Source organism: Pseudomonas frederiksbergensis (assembly GCF_003732275.1).
In the GTDB taxonomy this organism is placed as follows: domain Bacteria; phylum Pseudomonadota; class Gammaproteobacteria; order Pseudomonadales; family Pseudomonadaceae; genus Aquipseudomonas; species Aquipseudomonas frederiksbergensis_H.
On record NZ_MOBM01000038.1, the window covers coordinates 431,567 to 452,416 of the forward strand.

Genomic DNA, 20,850 nt, shown 5'->3' on the forward strand with positions numbered 1-20,850 from the left:
GATGCTGGCGTATATTTTTCGGCGACTGCTGCTGATCATCCCGACCCTGCTCGGCATTTTGCTGATCAACTTCGTGATCATCCAGGCCGCCCCCGGCGGGCCGGTGGAACAGATGATCGCCAAGCTCGAAGGCTTCGAAGGCGCCACCAGCCGTATCGCCGGCGGCGGTGCCGAGGTGTCGGTGGCCGGTTCCGCCTATCGCGGCGCCCAGGGCCTGGACCCGGCGCTGGTCAAGGAAATCGAGCACATGTACGGCTTCGACAAATCGGCGCCGGAACGTTTGTGGATCATGATCAAGAACTACGCCACCCTGGATTTCGGCGACAGCTTCTTCCGCGACGCCAAGGTCATCGACCTGATCAAGGAAAAGATGCCGGTGTCGATCTCCCTCGGGCTGTGGAGCACGCTGATCATGTACCTGGTGTCGATTCCGTTGGGGATCGCCAAGGCGACGCGACACGGCAGCCACTTCGACGTCTGGACCAGTTCGGCGATCATCGTCGGTTACGCGATTCCGGCATTCCTGTTCGCCATCCTGCTGATTGTGGTGTTCGCTGGCGGCAGCTATTTCGACTGGTTCCCGCTACGGGGCCTGACCTCGAACAATTTCGATGAGCTCAGCACCGGCGGCAAGATCCTCGATTATTTCTGGCACCTGGCACTGCCGGTGACCGCACTGGTAATCGGCAACTTCGCGACCATGACGCTGCTGACCAAGAACAGCTTCCTCGATGAAATCAACAAGCAGTACGTGGTGACCGCCAAGGCCAAGGGCCTGACCCGCCATCGCGTGCTGTACGGCCATGTGTTTCGCAACGCCATGCTGTTGGTGATCGCCGGTTTCCCTTCGGCATTCATCGGGATCTTCTTCACCGGCTCGTTGCTGGTGGAAGTGATTTTCTCCCTCGACGGCCTCGGCCTGATGAGTTTTGAAGCAGCGATCAACCGCGACTACCCGATAGTCTTCGGCACGCTGTTCATCTTCACCCTGCTGGGGTTGGTGGTGAAGCTGATCGGCGACCTCACTTACACCTTTGTCGATCCGCGCATCGACTTCGAAAGCCGGGAGCATTGAGATGAACCTGTCCCCTCTCAATCGCCGACGTTTCGAACTGTTCAAGGCCAACAAGCGTGGCTGGTGGTCGTTGTGGCTGTTCCTGATTCTGTTCGGCGCAAGCCTCGGTGCCGAACTGATCGCCAACGATAAACCGCTGGTGGTGCATTACGACAACGCCTGGTACTTCCCGGCACTCAAGCGCTACCCGGAAACCGCGTTCGGCGGCGAATTCCCGCTGGAAGCCAACTACAAGAGCCCGTACATCCGCGAACTGCTCAAGGCCAAGGAGGCCTGGGTCTTGTGGGCGCCGATTCCCTACAGCTACCAAAGCATCAACTACGACCTGAAAGTCCCGGCCCCCGCGCCGCCGTCCGCCGACAACCTATTAGGCACCGACGATCAGGGCCGTGACGTGCTGGCCCGGGTGATTTACGGCTTCCGGATTTCGGTATTGTTCGCGTTGACGCTGACCATTCTCAGCTCGACCATCGGCGTGATCGCCGGGGCCTTGCAGGGTTTTTATGGTGGCTGGGTCGACTTGGCCGGGCAGCGTTTTCTGGAGATCTGGTCCGGGTTGCCGGTGCTGTACCTGTTGATCATCCTGGCCAGTTTCGTGCAGCCTAATTTCTGGTGGCTGCTGGGGATCATGCTGTTGTTTTCGTGGATGAGCCTGGTGGATGTGGTGCGCGCCGAGTTCCTGCGCGGGCGGAACCTGGAATACGTGCGCGCGGCGCGGGCGCTGGGCATGCAGAATGGTGCGATCATGTTCCGCCACATTCTGCCCAACGCGATGGTCTCGACCATGACGTTCATGCCGTTCATCCTGACCGGCGCCATCGGCACCCTGACCGCCCTGGATTTCCTCGGCTTCGGCTTGCCGCCGGGCGCGCCGTCCCTGGGTGAACTGGTGGCCCAGGGCAAATCCAACCTGCAGGCGCCGTGGCTCGGTATGAGCGCGTTTGCGGTGCTGGCGCTGATGTTGAGTCTGCTGGTGTTCATCGGCGAGTCCGCTCGCGATGCCTTCGACCCGAGGAAGTGAAATGAATCAGGACAATCTGATCGAAGTGCGCGATCTGGCCGTCGAATTTATCGTCGGCGAGCGTGTTCAGCGGGTGGTCGAGGGCGTGAGCTTCGACATCAAGCGCGGCGAAACCCTGGCGCTGGTGGGTGAAAGCGGCTCCGGCAAATCGGTGACCGCCCACTCGATCCTGCGGCTGCTGCCCTACCCGCTGGCCCGGCATCCGTCCGGCACCATCACTTATTCCGACCGGAATCTGCTGGACCTGAAAGAGAAAACCATCCGCCACATCCGCGGCAACCGGATTGCGATGATCTTTCAAGAGCCGATGACCTCGCTCAATCCGCTGCACTCGATCGAGAAGCAGATCAACGAGGTGTTGGGCATCCACAAAGGCCTGACCGGCAAAGTCGCGACCAAGCGCACGCTGGAACTGTTGGAAATGGTGGGCATCCCCGAGCCCGAGAAGCGTCTCAAGGCCCTGCCCCACGAATTGTCCGGCGGCCAGCGCCAGCGGGTAATGATCGCGATGGCCCTGGCCAATGAGCCGGAATTGCTGATCGCCGACGAACCGACCACGGCGCTGGACGTGACCGTTCAACTGAAAATTCTCGAACTGCTCAAGGAATTGCAGGCCCGTCTGGGCATGGCGTTGTTACTGATCAGTCATGATTTGAACCTTGTACGAAGAATTGCGCATCGCGTATGTGTCATGCAGCGCGGTTGCATCGTCGAACAGGCATCGTGCGAAGAATTGTTCCGCGCGCCGCAGCATCCGTACACGCGGGAACTGCTGGCAGCGGAGCCCAGCGGGACGCCTGCGACCAATGTGATTGGCCCGCCGTTGCTGCAGGTCGAGGACCTGAAAGTCTGGTTCCCGATCAAGAAAGGCTTTCTGAAAAAGACCGTGGACCATATCAAAGCGGTGGACGGTATCAATTTCAGCCTGCCCCAGGGCCAGACTCTGGGGATTGTGGGAGAAAGCGGTTCCGGCAAGTCGACGCTCGGCCTGGCAATATTGCGGCTGATCGGTAGCAAAGGCGCCATCCGTTTTGAAGGCAAGCAGCTAGACTGCCTGACGCAGCAACAGATTCGACCTCTGCGGCGGGAGATGCAGGTGGTGTTCCAGGACCCGTTCGGCAGCCTGAGCCCACGGATGTGCGTGAGCCAGATCGTCGGCGAAGGCCTGCGGATCCACAAGATGGGCACCGAGGCAGGACAGGAACAAGCGATTATTGCGGCACTCAAGGAGGTAGGTCTGGACCCGGAAACCCGGCACCGCTACCCCCACGAATTTTCCGGTGGGCAACGGCAAAGAATCGCCATTGCCCGGGCATTAGTGCTAAAACCGGCGTTGATTCTGCTGGACGAGCCGACTTCGGCCCTCGACCGCACCGTGCAACGCCAAGTGGTGGAGCTGCTACGTTCACTGCAAACCAAGTACAACCTGACGTATTTGTTTATCAGCCATGACCTGGCTGTCGTCAAAGCGCTGAGCCACCAGCTGATGGTGGTCAAGCATGGCCAAGTGGTCGAACAGGGAGACGCGCAAAGTATCTTTGCCGCCCCCAAACATCCGTATACACAGCAGTTGCTGGAAGCCGCTTTTCTGGCACCAGCCACTGCGCAATAAACCTGAAAAGAGGAGCAACACATGGGTTTTCTCGCCGGTAAGCGCGTACTGATCGTCGGTGTCGCCAGCAAGCTGTCCATCGCATCCGGCATCGCTGCCGCCATGCATCGCGAGGGCGCTGAGCTTGCCTTCACTTATCAGAACGACAAACTCAAGGGTCGTGTCGAAGAATTCGCACAAGGCTGGGGCTCGAGCCCTGAGCTGTGCTTCCCGTGCGACGTGGCCAGCGATGAAGAAATCGCCAAGGTCTTCGAAGCACTGAGCAAGAAGTGGGACGGCCTGGATTGCATCGTGCATTCCGTCGGCTTCGCCCCGGGCGACCAACTGGACGGCGACTTCACCGAAGCCACCACCCGTGAAGGTTTCCGCATCGCTCACGACATCAGCGCCTACAGCTTCGTGGCCCTGGCCAAGGCTGGCCGCGAAATGATGAAAGGCCGCAATGGCAGCCTGCTGACCCTGTCGTACCTGGGCGCCGAGCGCACCATGCCGAACTACAACGTAATGGGCATGGCCAAGGCTTCTCTGGAAGCGGGCGTGCGTTACCTGGCCGGCTCCCTGGGCCCGGATGGCACCCGCGTGAACTGCGTATCGGCTGGCCCGATCCGCACCCTCGCCGCTTCCGGCATCAAGAACTTCCGCAAAATGCTGGCCGCCAACGAAGCGCAAACCCCGCTGCGTCGTAACGTCACCATCGACGAAGTCGGCAACGCCGGCGCCTTCCTGTGCTCGGACCTGGCGTCCGGCATCAGCGGCGAAATCATGTACGTAGACGGCGGCTTCAACACCACCGCCATGGGCAACATCGAAGAGTGATCTTCGGTTAGCCATGAAGAAACCCGCCGATTGGCGGGTTTTTTTATGCCTGCCATTTCAAAATCGATGCAATTCCCCTGTGGGAGCGAGCCTGCTCGCGATAGCGGTTCGTCAGTCGATACATGCAGTGCGTCTGACATTGTCATCGCGAGCAGGCTCGCTCCCACAGGGGATGGTGGTCAGTCGTCGATTTTCGTCAAACACCGCGCAAACAACTGCTGGAATAGCGAAACACCCAGCCCGCATTCGACCATTTTGACGATAGCTTCCAGCTCATCCAGCTCCAGAGCCACCGGCACATCGATCTGCTGCTCGCGTAAAAAGCGAGCCACCAGGCGCCCACCGAACGAATTGCGGTCGTAGCGTACGTGCGGATGGTTGGCGAGCAGCTGCAGCGGGTCGTCACCCTCAAGACCTGCCGGCACGATCAGCACAAATGGCTCCCGCCCCTTGCGGCAACGCTCTGGAGTTCAAGGCGTTCAGGAATATCGATCAGTTGTTCGCCAAATGATCCGCCCGACCGTTGACGCCAGCTCCACCATTCAACAATGACGAGCATCAAATTCCCGGGCGTACAGCGCTTTATCGGCCAAGGCCAGCAAGTCTTCCGCCGTCTGGTGCAGCCGAGAATCAAACTCGATCTGCCCGACACTGAAGCGAATGTCATAGCCACGATGCGCCGTGGCATTGCGTTCATCGAGTATTTCTTCGAGGCGCGCTCTGATCGCGGCGATTTCCACGGCGTCGGCGCCGGTCAACAAGGCAGCAAACTCATCGCTGCCGAGCCGGCCGATCACATCGCTTTCACGAAAGGCGATGCGTAGCACATCGGCGAAGGTTTTCAGGGCATTGTCGCCCTCGGCGCGACCGTACAGCTGATTGATGCGCTTGAAGTCATCAAGGTCGAAAAACAGCAGGGTCGCGGGTTTGCCCAACTGCTGACAGGCCTCCAGCCCCAATTGAGCCAAGGCCTCAAACCCATGACGATTGGAGAGCAGCGTCAGTTCATCCATGCTCGCCATCTGCACGCCCATCAGCGCTTGCTCGGCCTTGCGGGCCAGATCGCGCAGTACATCGCGATCCTGCACTGCACTGTCGAGGACGTTCGGCGCACGCAAAGTGTCTGCGCCAGCGCCGCGTTTAACCGGTTTGCCTGGGGTTAACATCACTCACTCCTTGATGGGTATGAACGTTAGAGTCGTTCACACCCGATATGACTCCCTATAAACGCGCCGCTGGTCAGCTTCCTGCCACCGGACACGGCCCTCCAGCATCCGCCCAGAGCTTGAACTGGGTGACAAAGATGTCGTGGGGCACCGGTACCGGCGCCCGCCCCTCACCCGGATTCCAACCCCAAAGCACCAGCTTATCGTCGCTGACGTGCTTGATCAGCGCCGCAAAATCACGGTCGCCATTACTGGAACGGTCCTTGATCATCGCGCACAACTTGTCGGCCGGCAGGCCGATCCAGGCCATCTTGTGCGCGGCCGGCGGCAGGCTCCAATGCGGCGCTCCGGGCGGCGCGTGAGGGCCATAACTGGCCGGCGGATTGCTTTCGGCATGACAACTGGCACACGGCAAACCGGCCGCTCCCTTGCCATCAAGGCCGCGAACCACATTCATTGCGTGAGCAATACCGGCGTCGAACTGCAACGGCGAATCGCCGGGGATATGACAATTCTGACAACGCGGGCTCTGGAACACTTTCTGCACCGTGTCGAACGCCTTCACCGCCTCTTTATCGTCAGCGAACAGGTCCGAGGTATAGCTACCCAGGCCAATCAACATCACCGCACCCCAAAATATATGTCGTCTCATCTCACACCCCCGACAGTTGCAACGGCAGTTCCCGCAGACGCTGCCCGGTCAGGGCAAACACCGCGTTCGCCACTGCCGGCGCCACCGGAGGCACACCGACCTCGCCGATGCCGCCGGGCTTGTCGCTGCTGGGGACGATATGCACCTCGACCACCGGCATCTCGTTCAGGCGCAGGACCTGATAGTCGTGATAATTGGACTGCTCAACCTGACCGTTCTTGAACGTCAGTTTGCTGTGCAAGGTAAATCCGAGACCGAAGGTGATGCCCGATTCCATCTGCGCCGCGATGCCCTGCGGGTTGACCGCAATGCCGCAATCCACCGCACACACCACCCGATGCACGCGAATCGCCAGGTTGTCCTGGGATACCTCGGCCACCTGGGCGACGTAACTGCCGAAGGACTCATGCACCGCCACGCCCAATGCGTGACCGTCCGGCAAGGGTGCTTTCCAGTCGGCTTTTTCCACCGCCAGATTCAGCACGCCCAAATGCCGTGGATGCGCCTTGAGCAAGGCTCGTCGATATTCCACCGGATCCTTGCCGGCGGCGTCTGCCAGTTCATCGATCAACGACTCCATGACGAATGCAGTGTGGGTGTGCCCCACCGAACGCAACCACAGCACGCTGATGCCGGTTTGCGGTGAATGCAGATCCACCTGATGGTTGGCCAGCCCCTCAAGGTAAGGGCTGTCGGCCACGCCTTCGACGGAGGTTTTGTCGACGCCATCCTTGACCATGGTCGCCGCGAACGACGTGCCCGTCAGAATTGACTGGCCGACCAGCACATGCTTCCAAGCCATTGGCATGCCGTCGGCACCCAGCCCGATGCGCGCCTGATGCAAGAACGCCGAGCGGTAGTAACCGCCGCGAATGTCATCCTCTCGGGCCCAGACGGTTTTCACCGGCCCGCCCGCTGCCTTGGCGACGTACACGGCTTCGCTGACAAAATCCGAGGTCGGATTGGCCCGTCGCCCGAAACCGCCGCCGAGGAATTGGGTGTGGATCTCTACCTGTTCGGGTTTGAGCCCAGTGATCTTCCCCGCGATCATCTGATCCAGCGTTTGAAACTGCGTGCCGGTCCATATTTCGCATTTGTCCTTGGAGATTTTCACCGTGCAATTGAGCGGTTCCATCGGCGCATGAGCCAGGTACGGCACGCTGTATTCAGCCTCAATCGTTTTCACCGCTTTGCCCAGCGTCGCCGTTGCATCCCCGGCCTGACTGGCGGAAGTGCCAGGGGTGGCGGCGAGTTTACGAAAGCTCTCCAGCAGTTGTTGGCTGTCGAGCCCGGCGTTCGGCCCCAGGTCCCATTCGACCTTAAGCGCATCACGCCCCAGCTTCGCCGCCCAATAATGATCGGCAATCACCGCGACACCCGTGGGCACCTGCACCACTTTGTGTACGCCCGGCACCGCCAGCGCCTCGGCGCCTTCGAAGGATTTGACGCTGCCACCGAACACCGGTGGACGAGCGACCAGCGCCGTCATGAGCCCGTCGAATTGCACGTCTATGCCAAACTTGGCTCGCCCGGTGATTTTCTCCGGGGTGTCGAGGCGCTTGGTGGGTTTGCCGATGACCTTCCAGTCTTTGGCTTCCTTGAACTTGATCGAGGCCGGATCCGGCACCGGCAACTTGGCGGCGTCATCCGCCAGTTCGCCGTAAGTGGCGCGTTTGTCGCCGGCAATGACCACGCCCGACTCGGTGCGGATCTGCGAAGGTGCCACGTCGAATCGCTTGGCGGCCGCCTCGATCAGCATCAAGCGCGCCGCCGCTCCGGCCTGGCGATAGCGATTGAACTCCATCCAGGTCGACGTCGAACCGCCGGTAATCTGCATTCCGCCAAACGCCGGCAGGCCATAATCGGCGGCCGAGGCCGGCGCATGTTCGACATGGATTTTCGACCAGTCGGCGTCCAGCTCTTCGGCGATCAACATGGTCAGGCCGGTCCAGATGCCCTGGCCCATTTCCGAATGGCCGAGCAGCACGGTGATGCTGTTGTCGTTGCCAACGCGTAAAAAGGCATTGGGTGCGAAGACGTTTCCTTGATTCTCGGCCCCGAGGGCAAAGCGATTGGCACCCGGGATGACAAATGCCACCACCAGACCGCCGCCCAGCACTGCGCTGCCCTTGAGAAAACCGCGACGCGAGACAGGGTTGATTCTGTTCATGGGTCAGCTTCCTTAGACGTGGTATCAACCGATCTCGGCGGCACGTTTGACCGCGGCGCGGATTCTTGGGTAGGTGCCGCAGCGGCAAATGTTGCCGGACAGCGCCTGGTCGATGTCACTGTCGGTGGGCTTGGGGATCTTCGCCAGCAACGCGGCCGCCGACATGATCTGCCCCGATTGACAATAACCGCACTGGACGACATCGAGCTCGGCCCAGGCTTGCTGGACCGGGTGCGAGCCGTCGGCGGACAAGCCTTCGATGGTGAGAATTTTCTGCCCGTTGGCCACCGCCGTGGCGGGCGTGATGCAGGAGCGCAGCGGCGCGCCGTCGACGTGTACGGTGCAAGCGCCACACTGGGCCATGCCGCAACCGAATTTGGTGCCCGTCAGGTGCGCGACATCGCGCAGTACCCAGAGCAACGGCATGTCTGCGGGGACATCCAGTTCCTGGTCTTTGCCATTGATATTAAGGGTCAGCATTGCGAATTTCCTCAGACTCAGGGGGCGTTACGCGCGCCTTGGGTTATCCATACAGCTAAGCGCAATTTGACCCACTAGCCATGTTCATCGACCACCGGTCGCCCTCCATTCGCTCCAAACGGGTTGGGGGAATTCTCACGATTTGTCGATCTATGGCACAACCGGACCACCGCAGGCTGACTACGCTGATAATCCAGAGTGATTAACCCGCAGAGGAGCACCGCCATGCACCGCGTTCAAAAACTCACGCCCTGCCTGTGGTTCGACGATCAGGCCGAGGATGCCGCGAAGTTTTACTGCGCGATCTTCGATCATTCCAAAATCGCCGGCATCACCCATTACGGCAAGGCCGGTCAGGAAATCCATGGCCGGCCGGAAGGTTCGGTGATGACCGTCAGTTTCGAACTCGATGGGCAGAGCTTCACCAACCTTAACGGCGGCCCGGTTTTCAAGTTCAATGAGGCGATCTCATTCCAGGTCAATTGCCACACTCAGGAAGAAGTCGACCACTTCTGGGGACGCCTTTCTGCGGGCGGTCCCGTTGAAGCCCAGCAATGCGGCTGGCTCAAGGATAAATTCGGCGTGTCGTGGCAAATTGTGCCCGTGGCGTTGATGGACATGATGAAAGACCCCGATACAGGCAAATCCCAGCGTGCCATGGCAGCGATGCTGCAAATGAAAAAACTCGACATTGCCACGCTGCAACGAGCCTTTGACAACGAGAGCTAATACACTCGAGCGCTGGCCTGCCGAGGAAATCGAGATGAAGCACACCGTCGCCAAAGATGCAGACAAAGCCCCGCGCTTCTGGCGTGACGACGCCCTGCCCTTCATCGAAGCCCGCTCCATCGCCGACGGTCGCGAGGTCTGCTACAGCCGGCATTCCCACGCGCATTTTTCTATCGGGGCGATCACCGCCGGGCGCAGTACCTATATCCACGAGCAATCGGAATATCAGGTCAGTGCCGGCACCGTGGTGCTGATGAATCCGGGCGATGTGCATGCCTGCAATCCGATCGACGACCAGCCGTGGTCGTACCTGATGCTGTACGTCGAGACGCCTTGGCTGACCGATTTGCAGCATCAGCTCGGCTTCAGCCAGGACTTGGCGTTTCGCCGGTTTTCCATCACCCACAATCGTGATGTCGAGCTGTTTACCGGCCTGAAGAATTTGTACGAGGTGTTGGTCGACCCGCAGCAAGAGGTGCTGTGCAAGCACAGCGCGGCGCTGGAGTTTTTCACCGAGGTGCAACAGCGGCTCAACCCCGTCGATCAACCGCTGCGCGAACCCAATTTCAAGCTGGAACGGGCCGCCGACTTTATCCGCGACAACTGCACACAGATGCTCAAACTCGAAGACATTTGCGAGGTGGCGCAACTATCGCCGTCGTACCTGATCCGCGCGTTCAAGCAGCATTACGGCATGACGCCCCATGCGTTCCTGGTCAACCGGCGCATCCAGTTCGCCCGGGATCGACTGCGCAGCGGCAAGCTGATCGCCGATGTGGCGCTGGAAGCCGGGTTTGCCGATCAGGCGCATTTTCAACGCGCGTTCAAACAGCATCTGGCGGCGACACCGGGGCAGTACCGCGGCTAACTCAACCTCCCTCGCCACAAGTCTTGATGGGTGGAGCTCCCACATTAAGGGAAACACCCTCCAGATCTACGGCAACAGCAAATACGCCGCACTCACCGCCAGCAGCAACGCCATGACCCGATTGAACAGCCGTATCCCCGCAGGATTGCTCAGGTAGCCGCGCAAAAACGTCCCGACATACACCCAGCAACCCACCGACAAGTAACAGATCACCAGATACACCGCCGCAAACTGCCACACCAACCGCGCTTCGCCATCGGCGACAAACGCGCCCATCCCCGCCACACAGGCCAGCCAGGCTTTCGGGTTGAGCCATTGCATCACCGCGCCATACAGCATCGACGGCGCCCGACCGGACTCCCTGGCATCGAGCTGACCGTTATCAGTGGCCAATTTGAAAGCCATGAACAACAGAAACGCCACCCCCGCCCATTGCACCACCCGTGTCAGCGCCGGCCAACGCTGTAACACCTCATGCAAACCCAACCCCATCAGCACCAACAGCAGAACAAACCCCAAGGTCGCCCCGGCCACATGCCGCTGGCTCGCGCGGAAACCGAACTGCGCCCCCGAGCTCAACGCCACAATATTCACCGGCCCCGGCGTTATAGAGGCGACCAGCGCAAACGCGGCCATGGAAAGAATCAGACTCATCGCACACCTGCTTCAAATCAAGGAATACAGGTCCACGGTAACCAGAGCATTGCTCGGGGTATTGAAGAAAATTGCTCTTGCCAAACGCTTCAACCCGTTGCCCAAGCCTGTAGAAAGTGCGCTCAGCGGCCTGGCCTGAGTTCGTCAGCGCATAAAAGGGACAGGCCACGATTTCAGGTAAAAGCTGAGCAATCGTGGACTGTCCCCTGCTTTCCCTAAGTCATTGCAAACCCGCCACGATGTGCCTTGTGGCGGGCCTATACTTCAAGGGTCGGCACACTCGAAGCGACATGCAATCGTGTTTGATGTACGGGGGATCGCGTCGAGTGATCGTTCACGCAGGCCACGGCCTGCCTTCATCGTAGGGAGGAGAAGATCATGGCGCGTAAATACATCGACTGCCGCGAGTTTCCAAGCGATTCCAAATGCTCGGTCGCGCTGTCCGCAGACTCTGAAAACGAACTGCTCGAGGCCGCCGCACAGCATGCGGTCAGCGTTCACAAGCACACCGACTCACCGGAACTGCGTGCTCAACTGAAGACAATGTTTCACGACGGCACCCCGCCTGTTGAAGCACCGCGTCCCGCTTGATAGGGAGCCCCTCTGCAGGAGCTGCCGCAGGCTGCTCCTGCAGAGGGAATTGCCCAAAATCCGACGATGCGCAATCTCTGGAAAACCCTCGATAGAGCCTCGTTACGCTTGCCCACCGCAGCTATTTAGATTCACTAGATGGCACTGGGCCAGACTGTGTCAGATGTCGGGCCTGAGCTTACTCTTGCCTGACAATATCGACCGAGATCTCCACCGCCGGAACCGTTCCTCTGTTCTCAAGCCAGTGAGTGGTGTTCCTGTCCTCGGGCCAGCCCACTCCCGGCCCATAGTCCGTGGCGACTCCATTTCGATGGTCAGTGATCGTTCCTTGCAATATGTAGACGGTGCCGGGTCTGTCCTTATGATTATGAATCGGCCCGAAGACGCCTCCAGGCTCAATGGTCACCATACGCATTCTGAGTTGGCGCCCTGCCATGCCCTCGATCTCAGGGCCAAGGTCAATCGTTGCAAGTAACTTCACCGCAACACCTTTTGTCTCAGGTGCCACCTGTTCGTTGCTCATGGTGCTCTCCTCTCTGTGCATACAGGGCCTGACTAGAAGTAAACACCCTAAAAGCCGGGAAAGCTCGTTGGGCAGAAGGCAGAAACTCCTGATTCACGCAAACGGCGGTATGAACGTCGAAGCAGGAGCCTTGCGCCGTCGTCACAAGGGAAGCAGCCTACCCGGATGACCCGTTTCATACGAATGCTCCGCTGTGTATCACAGTGTGTCTGGCTAGCCTCTTGATACATGGGTTTTCACCTGGCCTGCGATTCGACACAGGCCAGATACGTCGCCGCGTTCAAATGCAAGCCAGGTTTGAAGGGGATCACCCAGAACCCCTGGCCAACGGCTTGCAACGGAGACATCACCATGAAGATGGCACTGCAGAAAAAAACCGGCACAACTCGCCGCCGTCTGGTCGGCTCATCGATCCTCGCGCTCACCCTGTTCAGCGTTCTCGGTGCGGCCCACGCACAAACAGCCGCAGCCGTGCAGGCAGACGCGATCAGTGCCGGCGCCACTCATGCGGCACCCTCTCCTTTCGGCCCGCTGAAGCATGTCAGCGCCGGACTGTTGAACGTGGCGTACGCCGAAACAGGCCCGGCCGATGGGCCGGTAGTGATTCTTCTGCACGGCTGGCCGTACGACATTCACAGCTATGACGAGGTCGCGCCATTGCTTGCAGCAAAGGGCTATCGAGTGCTGATGCCGTATGCGCGTGGCTACGGCGATACGCATTTTCTGTCCGAGAAAACTGTTCGCAATGGTCAACCGGCCGCGCTGGCAAGTGACGTCATCGACTTTATGGATGCGCTGAAGATCAAACAGGCCGTGCTCGGTGGCTATGACTGGGGCGCGCGTTCGGCCGACATCGTCTCGGCGCTGTGGCCAGAGCGGGTCAAGGCGTTGGTCTCGGTCAGCGGCTATCTGATCGGTAACCAGGCGGCCGGCAAGAACCCGCTGCCACCCAAGGCCGAATTGCAGTGGTGGTATCAGTTTTACTTCGCCACCGATCGCGGTCGCTCCGGGTACGAGAAAAATACCCACGACTTCGCCAAGTTGATCTGGCAACTGGCTTCGCCGAAATGGGCGTTCGATGACGCCACTTTCGACCGCAGCGCCAAGGCTCTGGAGAACCCCGACCATGTCGACATCACCGTATTCAACTACCGCTGGCGCCTGGGGCTGGTTCAAGGCGAGAGCCAATATGAAGCGCTAGAGCAGAAACTGGCTATGGCGCCTTCCATTAGCGTGCCGACCATCACCCTTGAAGGCGATGCCAACGGCGCGCCGCACCCTGCCCCCGAGGATTACGCCAAGCGCTTCACTAGTAAATACGAGTTCCGGCTGATCAACGGCGGCATTGGCCACAACCTGCCGCAGGAAGATCCGCAGGCGTTCGCCAAGGCTGTGATTGATGCGGATCACCTTTGAATCCGGCACCGTCACAACAACGGCTCGTTCCCTCTAAAGTGGCCGGCGGTCGTTGCATTTCGCTCGCCGCCGGGCGTTTGGCTAAGCTGATTAAATCGGGACGAACTGAAATTTTAGTAGTGGCAGCCATCAACGGATCTTGATTGGCATCAAGACGGTAACTCCCAAAGGAGACGACCATGTATGCGGTTATAAGAACCTACTTGGGTGCTGGCGCAAAGCAGCTGTTCGATCTTTTAGAACAGCGCAAGGCCGACGTCGAAGCTACCCTGCGGACAGTGCCTGGCCTGGTAAGTTACACACTGCTGAATACGGGTGATGGCGGTACGGCGGTGACTGTTTGCACGGACAAGGCCGGCAGCGATGCGAGCTTGAAAGTCGCGCGCGACTGGATTCAGAAAAATGCCTCGAATATCCACGCAAACCCGCCGATCGTGACGGAAGGTCCGGTGATTGTGCAGATCAAATAGCGCGTCTTTTATCCCAACCTGAATGACGAAGTATATCCCCCGTAGGAGCTGCCGAAGGCTGCGATCCTTTGATCTTGATTTTCGGTGGTCTGGGTGAAGATCAAAATCAAAGGATCGCAGCCTTCGGCAGCTCCTACGGGGGATTTCGGGTGTTTAGGGGAGCTTGTTTAATGTGGCTGCGCGTTACTTCCTGAAAGCTACAGCGTCTTGCGTCATTGCCTACGACTACGCCAGAATCCGCCGGCTTGTGCGCCTTGGCCCTGGCCTCTATCGTTTCCCTGCCACTGCCTATCAGTGGTCGGGTTTAGTCGCCCGCTGATGTCAAGATGCACATGCTTCTATCAGTCAGGTATCCCATCCCTGCACTTGATGGTGGCTGTGCGCAGGGCGCTTCGGCGCGCCGATTTCTTGGCTCATCGGTCGACTAACCTGCGCACAGCTGCCTCCTATTCGTTTAGTCGCGAACTGGTTGCAGCCTCACTCATATAGAGGTTAGAGCCAATGTTCAAGATCACACCGAATCCACCGGAAACCGACGACGACGTTTCCCCCTACGAATCCATCGACTCAAAAAAGCTCCACGACGCGGCGGAACGCGCGCTCGATCATTACCTCAAGCCCCCCAAAGAACCCGCTGCTGCCCGTAAACCCAGCAGAATGTTCATCGTCGCCCCCGACATGGATACCGAAAGCTTGCTGGCCCATGCCTGCGAATCACTCGCATCAGCCAGTGTCATGCTCAGTGATTTTGCAAACCTTCTGGAAAACCCGCATCGCAACACCATGCTGGGGATTCAGCAGAACATCATGCTGGGCGAGCTGGCGGTGAACCGGGCGCTGGACAATATCGATCCGCAGAATTAGTCGCTTCGTCCGTTGAAAAAACGGCCTTAACCAGGCAATGCCAGTCAGTTAAGGCGCAGAACCTGTGGGAGCGGGCTTGCTCGCGAAGGGGGAGTATCTGCCAACATTAATGTTGCCTGACACACCGCTTTCGCGAGCAAGCCCGCTCCCACAGGGATTGCGCTAACCAACTGGCATTTGCCTTGACCAACCCGGCACAAGTGTACGGCGATTTGCGCTCACCGCTGTATGGGCCGGCCCACTCGTCACTCATGATAAAAATACGGCTCACGTTACTGGAGCCGTCGTCGTGGACCTCGCCACCCTCACCCTGTTTCTCCCGGCCTGCTTCGCCCTGAACATGGCCCCCGGCCCGAACAATCTGCTGTCGGTCAGCAACGCTACCCGTTATGGCTATCGTCGCGCCTGCGTGGCCGGCGTCGGACGCTTGCTGGCGTTTGCCGGAATGATTGCCCTGGCCGCCGCCGGGTTGTCGGTGGTGCTGCAAACCTCGGAATGGCTGTTCTACGCGATCAAAATCATTGGCGCCGCTTATCTGCTGTACCTGGCGTGGCAACTGTGGCGCGCCCACCCCGAGGCCGAGCAGGTTGTGAACGGTGCGCCAATTGGCATTGTCGCTCTGGCGCGGCAGGAATTTCTGGTGGCGGCGGGTAATCCCAAGGCTATTTTGCTATTCACCGCGTTCCTGCCGCAGTTCGTCGACCCGACTCGACCGATTGCCGCGCAATTCGTCGTGCTCGGCGCGTTGTTCCTGATGCTGGAATGGATCGCCATCAGCGCCTACGCCTACATGGGCCTGCACATGCGCCGCTGGTTCGCCGAACCACGGGGCAAGCGGATATTCAACCGTTGCTGCGCGGGATTGTTGTCGGCAGCGGCTTCGGTGTTGTTGATGGCGAAACGGGCCTGATCTTTACCCTTGAGACGGCCCTTTCAGTTCAACCTGATTGCCATCCGGGTCGAAGCAATAGATCGACAGCCCATGGCCTTCGGCGCCGAAACGCACTGCGGCTTTCTCGGGTGTCAGGCCGAAGGACTGCAAGTGACTGACCAGCGCTTCCTCGTCGAACGGTTCAATGCGCAGGCAGAAGTGATCGACGTTGCGCCGTTCGTTGCCTGCGGCAGCACCGCCCTTGCGGCCGAGTTCACCCTGGATGTCGACGAGGTCGATCATCGAGGTGCCCGCACGTAAATGCACCAGGCCCAAATCGTCACGGCGCTTGACCAGTTCGGCGCCGAATACCTCGCCGTAAAAAGTGATGCTTCGTTCGAGATCCTTGACGCGCAGGACGATGTGATCGATGTGTTTGATCATGAACGGTTGCATTAGAAGGATTCCTGAAAATATCGTTTACAGGATTATCGGTGACCCGATGACTGTAGCTCAGGGCTACAAAAATTCACTGTCGATTTTCCGGTGGAGGCGCCGGGCGACGCGGCATATGCTCAGCCCATGAACCTACAAAACGCTGTGCTTCCGCCCCACGCCGAGATGGTTCGCGCCATGCTCGAACGCGACACCGCCTACGAGGGGGTGTTCTTTACCGCGGTCAAAACCACTGGCATTTTCTGCCGCCCCGGCTGTACGGCGCGTAAACCGAAGCCGGAAAACGTCGAGTTCTTCGCCCATGCCGATGAGGCGATGTTGGCGGGCTATCGGGCCTGCCTGCGTTGCAAGCCGCTGGACGCCGCGGCCATCGCGCCGGACTGGGTGCAGCGGCTGCTCAAATCCGTGGACGCCGACCCCGACCTGCGCTGGACCGATGCCCAGTTGCTCGCCGAGGGCATCGAGCCGCTGAAACTGCGTCGCTGGTTCAAGCAGCATTTCGGCATGACCTTTCACGCCTGGCTGCGCAGCCGGCGCCTGGGCATTGCTCTCGGTGGCATCAAACAGGGCGAATCCATCGACAACGCCGCGTTCGACTCCGGCTACGAATCCCTGAGCGGTTTTCGCGATGCGTTTCAAAAGTCGTTCCACATCACGCCCGGCCGCGCCGCCCACAGCGAGCCACTGCTGTTCACTCGACTGATCACACCGCTGGGGCCGATGATCGCCATGGCCGAACAGCGTGGGTTGGTACTGCTGGAGTTTCTCGATCGACCGGCACTGACCAAGGAAATCGAAGAACTGCAGAACCGTTATGGCTACGCCGTGGCCCCCGGGCATAACGGGCATTTGCAGAAGATCGAAGAAGAACTGGCGCAATACTTCGCAGGCAAACGGACCGAATTCAACGTGCCACTGCACTTGCCCGGCAGCGATTTCGCCCGGCAGGTGTGGGCCGAACTGACGAAAATCCCCTACGGCCAGACCACTACTTATGGCGCGATCGCCGCGCAACTGGGCAAACCCGGCGCCAGTCGCGCCGTGGGCCTGGCTAACGGACAAAACCGTCTGGCGATTATCCTGCCCTGTCACCGGGTGATCGGTGCAGACGGCTCGTTGACCGGCTATGGTGGAGGACAACCGCGCAAGGCGTTTCTGCTCAGGCTGGAAAACGCCGCAGTGCAAATCACCCAACAACTCGCGTTCTGATCACTCCGCCGTTTCTTTTCAGACAGTCATAAGGAAGGACATTCGATGGACATACTCGACAAACAATTCCACCAACTGCACCAGAGCGGCCTGCTGATTCTGACCAACGTCGCCGACGCCACCGGGGCGCGACTGGTGGAACAGCTGGGCAGCAAGGCCGTCGCCACCAGCAGCGCGGCGGTGGCTTGGGTTCACGGTTACCCGGATGGCAACACCTTGCCGCTTGAACGTCTCGTGTCCACCGTTGAATCCATCGCCCGAGTCATCACGGTGCCGTTGACCGTGGACATTGAGGCCGGTTATTCCGATGACCTGGGTCGGGTCGCAGAAGTGATCGACGCCGTCATCGCTGCCGGTGCCGTGGGGATCAATATCGAGGACGGTGCTTCGCCGCCCGAGCTGCTGGCGCGCAAGATCGAAATCGCTCGCCAGGTCGCCAATCGCCGGGACGTGAAGTTGTTCATCAACGCCCGGACCGACGTGTACCTCAGGGGCTTGGTATCTGCCGAAGATCGCGTCGCAGAGACACTCAAGCGTGCCGCGTTGTATCAAGCCGCCGGTGCCGACGGGCTGTTCGCGGCGGGCGTCACGGCGGCGTATGAGATCGAAGCGCTATGCCGTGGCACGACGCTGCCGGTGAACGTGCTCGGTTTCGCGGGCCTGCCTTCGCCGGAAGAACTGCAAGCCCTCGGCGTGCGCCGTTTGAGCGCAGGTTCGAGCATCGCCGAATTCCTCTACGGCGCCATGGCGTCGGTAGCCAAAAGCTTTCTGGAGACCGGAAAACTCGATAGCAGTGACCTCAAGGCCTTCACTTATGGCCAAGTGAACGCCCTGCTGGCCCCCACCGGCAAAGTTTGACCGCAAGCAATAGAGTGCGGCGCTGCGGGGGGACGACTAATCTTCCCGCAGTCACCCGCGCTTCAGGACGCTCCATGCCCGACACCTATCAACTGGCCAGCGAATTTCTCTCTGCCCTCGATGCCGACTGGCAACGCCACATCAGCGCCATCGGCCCCTGCCTGCATCAGCCCCATGCGGCTCGCGATCCTTATGAGTCGCTGGTGCGGGCGATTGCCTATCAGCAACTGCATGCCAAGGCCGGCGATGCGATTGTCGGCCGGCTGCTGGCGTTGTTTCCGGCAAGCACCTTCCCCAGACCTGAGCAGATTCTGGCGACAGACTTCGAACAGATGCGCGGTTGCGGGTTTTCCGCCAGCAAGATCACGACCATTCAGGGCATCGCTCAAGCGGCTCTGGACGGCGTGGTGCCGGATTACGCCACGGCCTTGGCGATGGACGATGAAGCGTTGATCAAGCGCTTGATTACCTTGCGCGGGGTGGGTCGCTGGACGGTGGAAATGCTGCTGATCTACAGCCTGGAGCGGCCGGACATCTTACCGGCCGATGACTTTGGCGTGCGTGAGGGTTATCGGCGGCTGAAGGGGCTAGAGGTACAGCCGACTCGTAAGCAGATGATTGAAATCGGGCTGGCGTGGAGCCCCTATCGGACGGTGGCGGCGTGGTACTTGTGGCGGGTGCCTAGCCGATAGACCGCGTTATCTTCATCGCGAGCAGGCTCGCTCCCACATTTGATCTTCAGTGTTCACACATAATGTGTTCACAGAAATTCCCTGTGGGAGCGAGCCTGCTCGCGATAGCGCCCGCACATCCAGCACAAATTCAACTGCCCGGAAACCCTGACGGTCTAGGCTGTCTTGAGCCATCCCAAGACCCGTCGGAGGTTCCCATGCAGCTCGAAGGTTCCTGCCATTGCGGCGCAGTGTCGTTCAGCCTGACCAGCGCCCACCCCTACCCTTATCAGCGCTGCTATTGCTCGATCTGTCGCAAGACCCAGGGCGGTGGCGGCTATGCGATCAACCTGGGCGGCGATGCCGACAGCCTCAAGGTGCATGGTCGCAAGCACATCTCGATTTACCATGCGCGGCTCAAGGACGAAGGTGACAAACGCGCCCGCCGCAGCACCGCCGAGCGGCATTTCTGCTCTCTTTGCGGCTCGGGATTATGGCTGTTCAGCCCTGAATGGCCGGAGTTGATTCATCCGTTTGCCTCGGCCATCGACACTCCGTTGCCGGTACCACCGGAACATACGCACCTGATGCTCGGCTCCAAGGCGCCGTGGGTGGAAGTCGAGGCGCATCCGGGCGACCAGCAGTTCGACGTCTACCCCGAAGAGTCCATCGCCCAATGGCATGAGCGCCTGGGTTTGAGCCGCTAAGCCCGTTCACAGTCTTTGACAGTTTCCCGACAAAGCTCTCAAAGATTGCCGGCCGGCACCCGCTTAGCATGGGCGCATCCAACCTCCCTTCGGGTGCTCCCATGTTCCGTTCGTTGTGTCTGCCGTTGACTTCATGCTGCCTGCTCATCTCTTCCGACTCATTGCACGCCGAAGACTGGCGCTACAGCTTGCGAGCCGGTGCCGCCAGCGTGCCGCGTTACAGCGGCAGTGACGAACGCGCAGTGGCACCGCTGTTGGGGGCAAAAATCACCAGCCCTTATGGGTTGTTTCTCGACACCGATAAGGGGCTGGGCTGGGCGTTTGACGAAGACGACTTCGGTTTGAGCGTGTACATCGGCGCCAGTGATGTGCGCAAGGATCGCAAGACCGGTTTCAAAGGCTCGGATGAGCTCAATGGCATGGGCTCGATCAAGTCGCGGCCAGTACTGGGGCTGGACGGAACCTACCAGATGGGGCCGATCATCCTCGGCGCCACTTTCGAACATGCACTGGAAAAGGATGATGACGATCACGACACCGGCTCGGCCTGGAACCGACTGAAGCTGAGCATCAGCGCACCGCTTTATGACGGTGATCATGGCAAGCTCGTGGGCAGCCTCAACAGTCAGTTCGGCGACAGCAACTACGTGCGCACCTGGTATGGCGTCAGCGCAGCGCAGGCATCGCGCAGTCAGTTTCGGGCCTATGACACACACGGTGGGCTGGTGAGTCGCGGGGCGGATTTGACCTGGTCGCTGCCGATCAATGATCAGTGGAGTGTTTCAACGGTGCTCGCCGTTCAGTACCTGGCCAATGATGCGGCGGACAGCCCGATTGTGGAGCGCCGGATGCAGACGTCGTTGGTTGGGCAGGTGGTGTACAGCTTTTGATGATGCGGTGTTGCAGATGGCCTCTTCGCGGGCAAGCCTCGCTCCTACAGGATTTGCGGCGTTCGCGAATGCGGTAGGAGC

General features: G+C 59.7%; 23 protein-coding genes and 1 pseudogene. 16 read left to right on the forward strand and 8 right to left on the reverse strand.

From position 1 onward, the window contains the following. Position 1: 1 nt before the first annotated feature. Genes BK662_RS21220 through fabI form a run of 4 tightly spaced genes read left to right on the forward strand, consistent with a single transcriptional unit; the run spans position 2 to position 4,524 of the window. Positions 2–1,075, forward strand: coding sequence for a microcin C ABC transporter permease YejB (locus BK662_RS21220; RefSeq protein ID WP_008014542.1), 1,074 nt, complete (start codon positions 2–4; stop codon positions 1,073–1,075). Between the two features lies 1 nt (position 1,076). Then, positions 1,077–2,096 carry an ABC transporter permease gene (locus tag BK662_RS21225; RefSeq protein ID WP_123359695.1) on the forward strand — a complete coding sequence of 340 codons (1,020 nt, stop codon included), beginning with the start codon at positions 1,077–1,079 and terminating at the stop codon, positions 2,094–2,096. A gap of 1 nt (position 2,097) precedes the next feature. After that, positions 2,098–3,708 (forward strand): ABC transporter ATP-binding protein, encoded by a 1,611-nt coding sequence (locus BK662_RS21230; protein ID WP_123359696.1) that lies wholly within the window; start codon positions 2,098–2,100, stop codon positions 3,706–3,708. Between the two features lie 21 nt (positions 3,709–3,729). Further along, positions 3,730–4,524 (forward strand): enoyl-ACP reductase FabI, encoded by a 795-nt coding sequence (fabI, locus tag BK662_RS21235; protein ID WP_007906751.1) that lies wholly within the window; start codon positions 3,730–3,732, stop codon positions 4,522–4,524. Between the two features lie 179 nt (positions 4,525–4,703). On the opposite strand, the pseudogene BK662_RS21240 reads toward fabI, so the two are convergent. The 5 genes and pseudogenes from BK662_RS21240 to BK662_RS21260 all read right to left on the reverse strand — a co-directional run. Beyond that, positions 4,704–4,970 (reverse strand): annotated as a pseudogene (locus BK662_RS21240) (LysR substrate-binding domain-containing protein); the annotation flags it as partial. 96 nt (positions 4,971–5,066) lie between these two features. Beyond that, on the reverse strand, positions 5,067–5,690 hold the full coding sequence (locus tag BK662_RS21245) for a GGDEF domain-containing protein (RefSeq protein ID WP_123359697.1): 624 nt from the start codon (positions 5,688–5,690) through the stop codon (positions 5,067–5,069). A 73-nt stretch (positions 5,691–5,763) separates the two neighbouring features. Further along, positions 5,764–6,342 carry a hypothetical protein gene (locus BK662_RS21250; RefSeq protein WP_123359698.1) on the reverse strand — a complete coding sequence of 193 codons (579 nt, stop codon included), beginning with the start codon at positions 6,340–6,342 and terminating at the stop codon, positions 5,764–5,766. A 1-nt stretch (position 6,343) separates the two neighbouring features. Further along, a complete protein-coding gene (locus tag BK662_RS21255) occupies positions 6,344–8,512 on the reverse strand; it encodes a xanthine dehydrogenase family protein molybdopterin-binding subunit (RefSeq protein ID WP_123359699.1) in 2,169 nt (722 codons plus the stop codon). Between the two features lie 24 nt (positions 8,513–8,536). Next, entirely contained in the window at positions 8,537–8,992 is a 456-nt protein-coding gene (locus tag BK662_RS21260) for a (2Fe-2S)-binding protein (RefSeq protein WP_123359700.1), read from the reverse strand. 225 nt (positions 8,993–9,217) lie between these two features. Between BK662_RS21260 and BK662_RS21265 the strand changes: the two genes are divergently transcribed. Further along, positions 9,218–9,721 carry a VOC family protein gene (locus tag BK662_RS21265; RefSeq protein WP_123359701.1) on the forward strand — a complete coding sequence of 168 codons (504 nt, stop codon included), beginning with the start codon at positions 9,218–9,220 and terminating at the stop codon, positions 9,719–9,721. 34 nt (positions 9,722–9,755) lie between these two features. Then, the gene (locus BK662_RS21270; RefSeq protein ID WP_123359702.1) at positions 9,756–10,589 is read left to right on the forward strand and encodes an AraC family transcriptional regulator; all 834 of its coding nucleotides are present in this window, start codon (positions 9,756–9,758) and stop codon (positions 10,587–10,589) included. A gap of 66 nt (positions 10,590–10,655) precedes the next feature. Here the strand turns inward: BK662_RS21270 and BK662_RS21275 are convergent, their stop codons facing one another. Next, positions 10,656–11,243 carry a LysE family translocator gene (locus BK662_RS21275; RefSeq protein ID WP_123359703.1) on the reverse strand — a complete coding sequence of 196 codons (588 nt, stop codon included), beginning with the start codon at positions 11,241–11,243 and terminating at the stop codon, positions 10,656–10,658. Positions 11,244–11,621: 378 nt separating this feature from the next. Here BK662_RS21275 and BK662_RS21280 point away from each other — a divergent pair, with 378 nt between their 5' ends. Beyond that, positions 11,622–11,834, forward strand: a complete 213-nt coding sequence (locus BK662_RS21280) for a DUF1059 domain-containing protein (protein WP_008074349.1) — start codon at positions 11,622–11,624, stop codon at positions 11,832–11,834. A 178-nt stretch (positions 11,835–12,012) separates the two neighbouring features. Here BK662_RS21280 and BK662_RS21285 read toward each other — a convergent pair whose 3' ends face one another. Further along, positions 12,013–12,357, reverse strand: coding sequence for a cupin domain-containing protein (locus tag BK662_RS21285; protein WP_123359704.1), 345 nt, complete (start codon positions 12,355–12,357; stop codon positions 12,013–12,015). A 351-nt stretch (positions 12,358–12,708) separates the two neighbouring features. Here BK662_RS21285 and BK662_RS21290 point away from each other — a divergent pair, with 351 nt between their 5' ends. The 4 genes from BK662_RS21290 (at position 12,709) to BK662_RS21305 (ending at position 16,017) form a co-directional block, all read left to right on the forward strand. Then, positions 12,709–13,773 (forward strand): alpha/beta fold hydrolase, encoded by a 1,065-nt coding sequence (locus BK662_RS21290; protein ID WP_123359705.1) that lies wholly within the window; start codon positions 12,709–12,711, stop codon positions 13,771–13,773. 179 nt (positions 13,774–13,952) lie between these two features. Further along, positions 13,953–14,243, forward strand: a complete 291-nt coding sequence (locus BK662_RS21295) for a hypothetical protein (protein WP_052964247.1) — start codon at positions 13,953–13,955, stop codon at positions 14,241–14,243. 501 nt (positions 14,244–14,744) lie between these two features. Further along, positions 14,745–15,107, forward strand: a complete 363-nt coding sequence (locus BK662_RS21300) for a DUF6124 family protein (RefSeq protein ID WP_123359706.1) — start codon at positions 14,745–14,747, stop codon at positions 15,105–15,107. Positions 15,108–15,396: 289 nt separating this feature from the next. Continuing rightward, on the forward strand, positions 15,397–16,017 hold the full coding sequence (locus BK662_RS21305) for a LysE family translocator (protein ID WP_123359707.1): 621 nt from the start codon (positions 15,397–15,399) through the stop codon (positions 16,015–16,017). Between the two features lie 3 nt (positions 16,018–16,020). Here the strand turns inward: BK662_RS21305 and BK662_RS21310 are convergent, their stop codons facing one another. Next, the gene (locus tag BK662_RS21310; protein WP_123359708.1) at positions 16,021–16,434 is read right to left on the reverse strand and encodes a VOC family protein; all 414 of its coding nucleotides are present in this window, start codon (positions 16,432–16,434) and stop codon (positions 16,021–16,023) included. A 126-nt stretch (positions 16,435–16,560) separates the two neighbouring features. Here BK662_RS21310 and BK662_RS21315 point away from each other — a divergent pair, with 126 nt between their 5' ends. The 5 genes from BK662_RS21315 (at position 16,561) to BK662_RS21335 (ending at position 20,769) form a co-directional block, all read left to right on the forward strand. Beyond that, positions 16,561–17,643 (forward strand): bifunctional transcriptional activator/DNA repair enzyme AdaA, encoded by a 1,083-nt coding sequence (locus tag BK662_RS21315; RefSeq protein WP_123359709.1) that lies wholly within the window; start codon positions 16,561–16,563, stop codon positions 17,641–17,643. 45 nt (positions 17,644–17,688) lie between these two features. Next, positions 17,689–18,501, forward strand: coding sequence for an isocitrate lyase/PEP mutase family protein (locus BK662_RS21320; RefSeq protein ID WP_123359710.1), 813 nt, complete (start codon positions 17,689–17,691; stop codon positions 18,499–18,501). A 74-nt stretch (positions 18,502–18,575) separates the two neighbouring features. After that, entirely contained in the window at positions 18,576–19,193 is a 618-nt protein-coding gene (locus BK662_RS21325; RefSeq protein WP_123359711.1) for a DNA-3-methyladenine glycosylase family protein, read from the forward strand. A 197-nt stretch (positions 19,194–19,390) separates the two neighbouring features. Next, positions 19,391–19,879: a GFA family protein gene (locus tag BK662_RS21330; protein WP_123359712.1), complete on the forward strand. Its 489-nt coding sequence runs from the start codon at positions 19,391–19,393 to the stop codon at positions 19,877–19,879. Between the two features lie 101 nt (positions 19,880–19,980). Beyond that, positions 19,981–20,769: a MipA/OmpV family protein gene (locus BK662_RS21335; RefSeq protein ID WP_123359713.1), complete on the forward strand. Its 789-nt coding sequence runs from the start codon at positions 19,981–19,983 to the stop codon at positions 20,767–20,769. Positions 20,770–20,850: the final 81 nt, after the last annotated feature.

What these genes read in the sequence shown, in the direction of transcription:
- BK662_RS21290 (WP_123359705.1), top strand. Translation starts at nt 12,709, where the DNA reads ATGAAGATGGCACTGCAGAAAAAAACCGGCACAACTCGCCGCCGTCTG.
- BK662_RS21310 (WP_123359708.1), bottom strand. Translation starts at nt 16,434, where the DNA reads ATGCAACCGTTCATGATCAAACACATCGATCACATCGTCCTGCGCGTC.
- BK662_RS21320 (WP_123359710.1), top strand. Translation starts at nt 17,689, where the DNA reads ATGGACATACTCGACAAACAATTCCACCAACTGCACCAGAGCGGCCTG.
- BK662_RS21280 (WP_008074349.1), top strand. Translation starts at nt 11,622, where the DNA reads ATGGCGCGTAAATACATCGACTGCCGCGAGTTTCCAAGCGATTCCAAA.
- BK662_RS21255 (WP_123359699.1), bottom strand. Translation starts at nt 8,512, where the DNA reads ATGAACAGAATCAACCCTGTCTCGCGTCGCGGTTTTCTCAAGGGCAGC.
- BK662_RS21260 (WP_123359700.1), bottom strand. Translation starts at nt 8,992, where the DNA reads ATGCTGACCCTTAATATCAATGGCAAAGACCAGGAACTGGATGTCCCC.
- BK662_RS21325 (WP_123359711.1), top strand. Translation starts at nt 18,576, where the DNA reads ATGCCCGACACCTATCAACTGGCCAGCGAATTTCTCTCTGCCCTCGAT.
- BK662_RS21300 (WP_123359706.1), top strand. Translation starts at nt 14,745, where the DNA reads ATGTTCAAGATCACACCGAATCCACCGGAAACCGACGACGACGTTTCC.
- BK662_RS21225 (WP_123359695.1), top strand. Translation starts at nt 1,077, where the DNA reads ATGAACCTGTCCCCTCTCAATCGCCGACGTTTCGAACTGTTCAAGGCC.
- BK662_RS21250 (WP_123359698.1), bottom strand. Translation starts at nt 6,342, where the DNA reads ATGAGACGACATATATTTTGGGGTGCGGTGATGTTGATTGGCCTGGGT.
- BK662_RS21245 (WP_123359697.1), bottom strand. Translation starts at nt 5,690, where the DNA reads ATGTTAACCCCAGGCAAACCGGTTAAACGCGGCGCTGGCGCAGACACT.
- fabI (WP_007906751.1), top strand. Translation starts at nt 3,730, where the DNA reads ATGGGTTTTCTCGCCGGTAAGCGCGTACTGATCGTCGGTGTCGCCAGC.
- BK662_RS21295 (WP_052964247.1), top strand. Translation starts at nt 13,953, where the DNA reads ATGTATGCGGTTATAAGAACCTACTTGGGTGCTGGCGCAAAGCAGCTG.
- BK662_RS21315 (WP_123359709.1), top strand. Translation starts at nt 16,561, where the DNA reads ATGAACCTACAAAACGCTGTGCTTCCGCCCCACGCCGAGATGGTTCGC.
- BK662_RS21265 (WP_123359701.1), top strand. Translation starts at nt 9,218, where the DNA reads ATGCACCGCGTTCAAAAACTCACGCCCTGCCTGTGGTTCGACGATCAG.
- BK662_RS21285 (WP_123359704.1), bottom strand. Translation starts at nt 12,357, where the DNA reads ATGAGCAACGAACAGGTGGCACCTGAGACAAAAGGTGTTGCGGTGAAG.
- BK662_RS21335 (WP_123359713.1), top strand. Translation starts at nt 19,981, where the DNA reads ATGTTCCGTTCGTTGTGTCTGCCGTTGACTTCATGCTGCCTGCTCATC.
- BK662_RS21220 (WP_008014542.1), top strand. Translation starts at nt 2, where the DNA reads ATGCTGGCGTATATTTTTCGGCGACTGCTGCTGATCATCCCGACCCTG.
- BK662_RS21330 (WP_123359712.1), top strand. Translation starts at nt 19,391, where the DNA reads ATGCAGCTCGAAGGTTCCTGCCATTGCGGCGCAGTGTCGTTCAGCCTG.
- BK662_RS21230 (WP_123359696.1), top strand. Translation starts at nt 2,098, where the DNA reads ATGAATCAGGACAATCTGATCGAAGTGCGCGATCTGGCCGTCGAATTT.
- BK662_RS21275 (WP_123359703.1), bottom strand. Translation starts at nt 11,243, where the DNA reads ATGAGTCTGATTCTTTCCATGGCCGCGTTTGCGCTGGTCGCCTCTATA.
- BK662_RS21270 (WP_123359702.1), top strand. Translation starts at nt 9,756, where the DNA reads ATGAAGCACACCGTCGCCAAAGATGCAGACAAAGCCCCGCGCTTCTGG.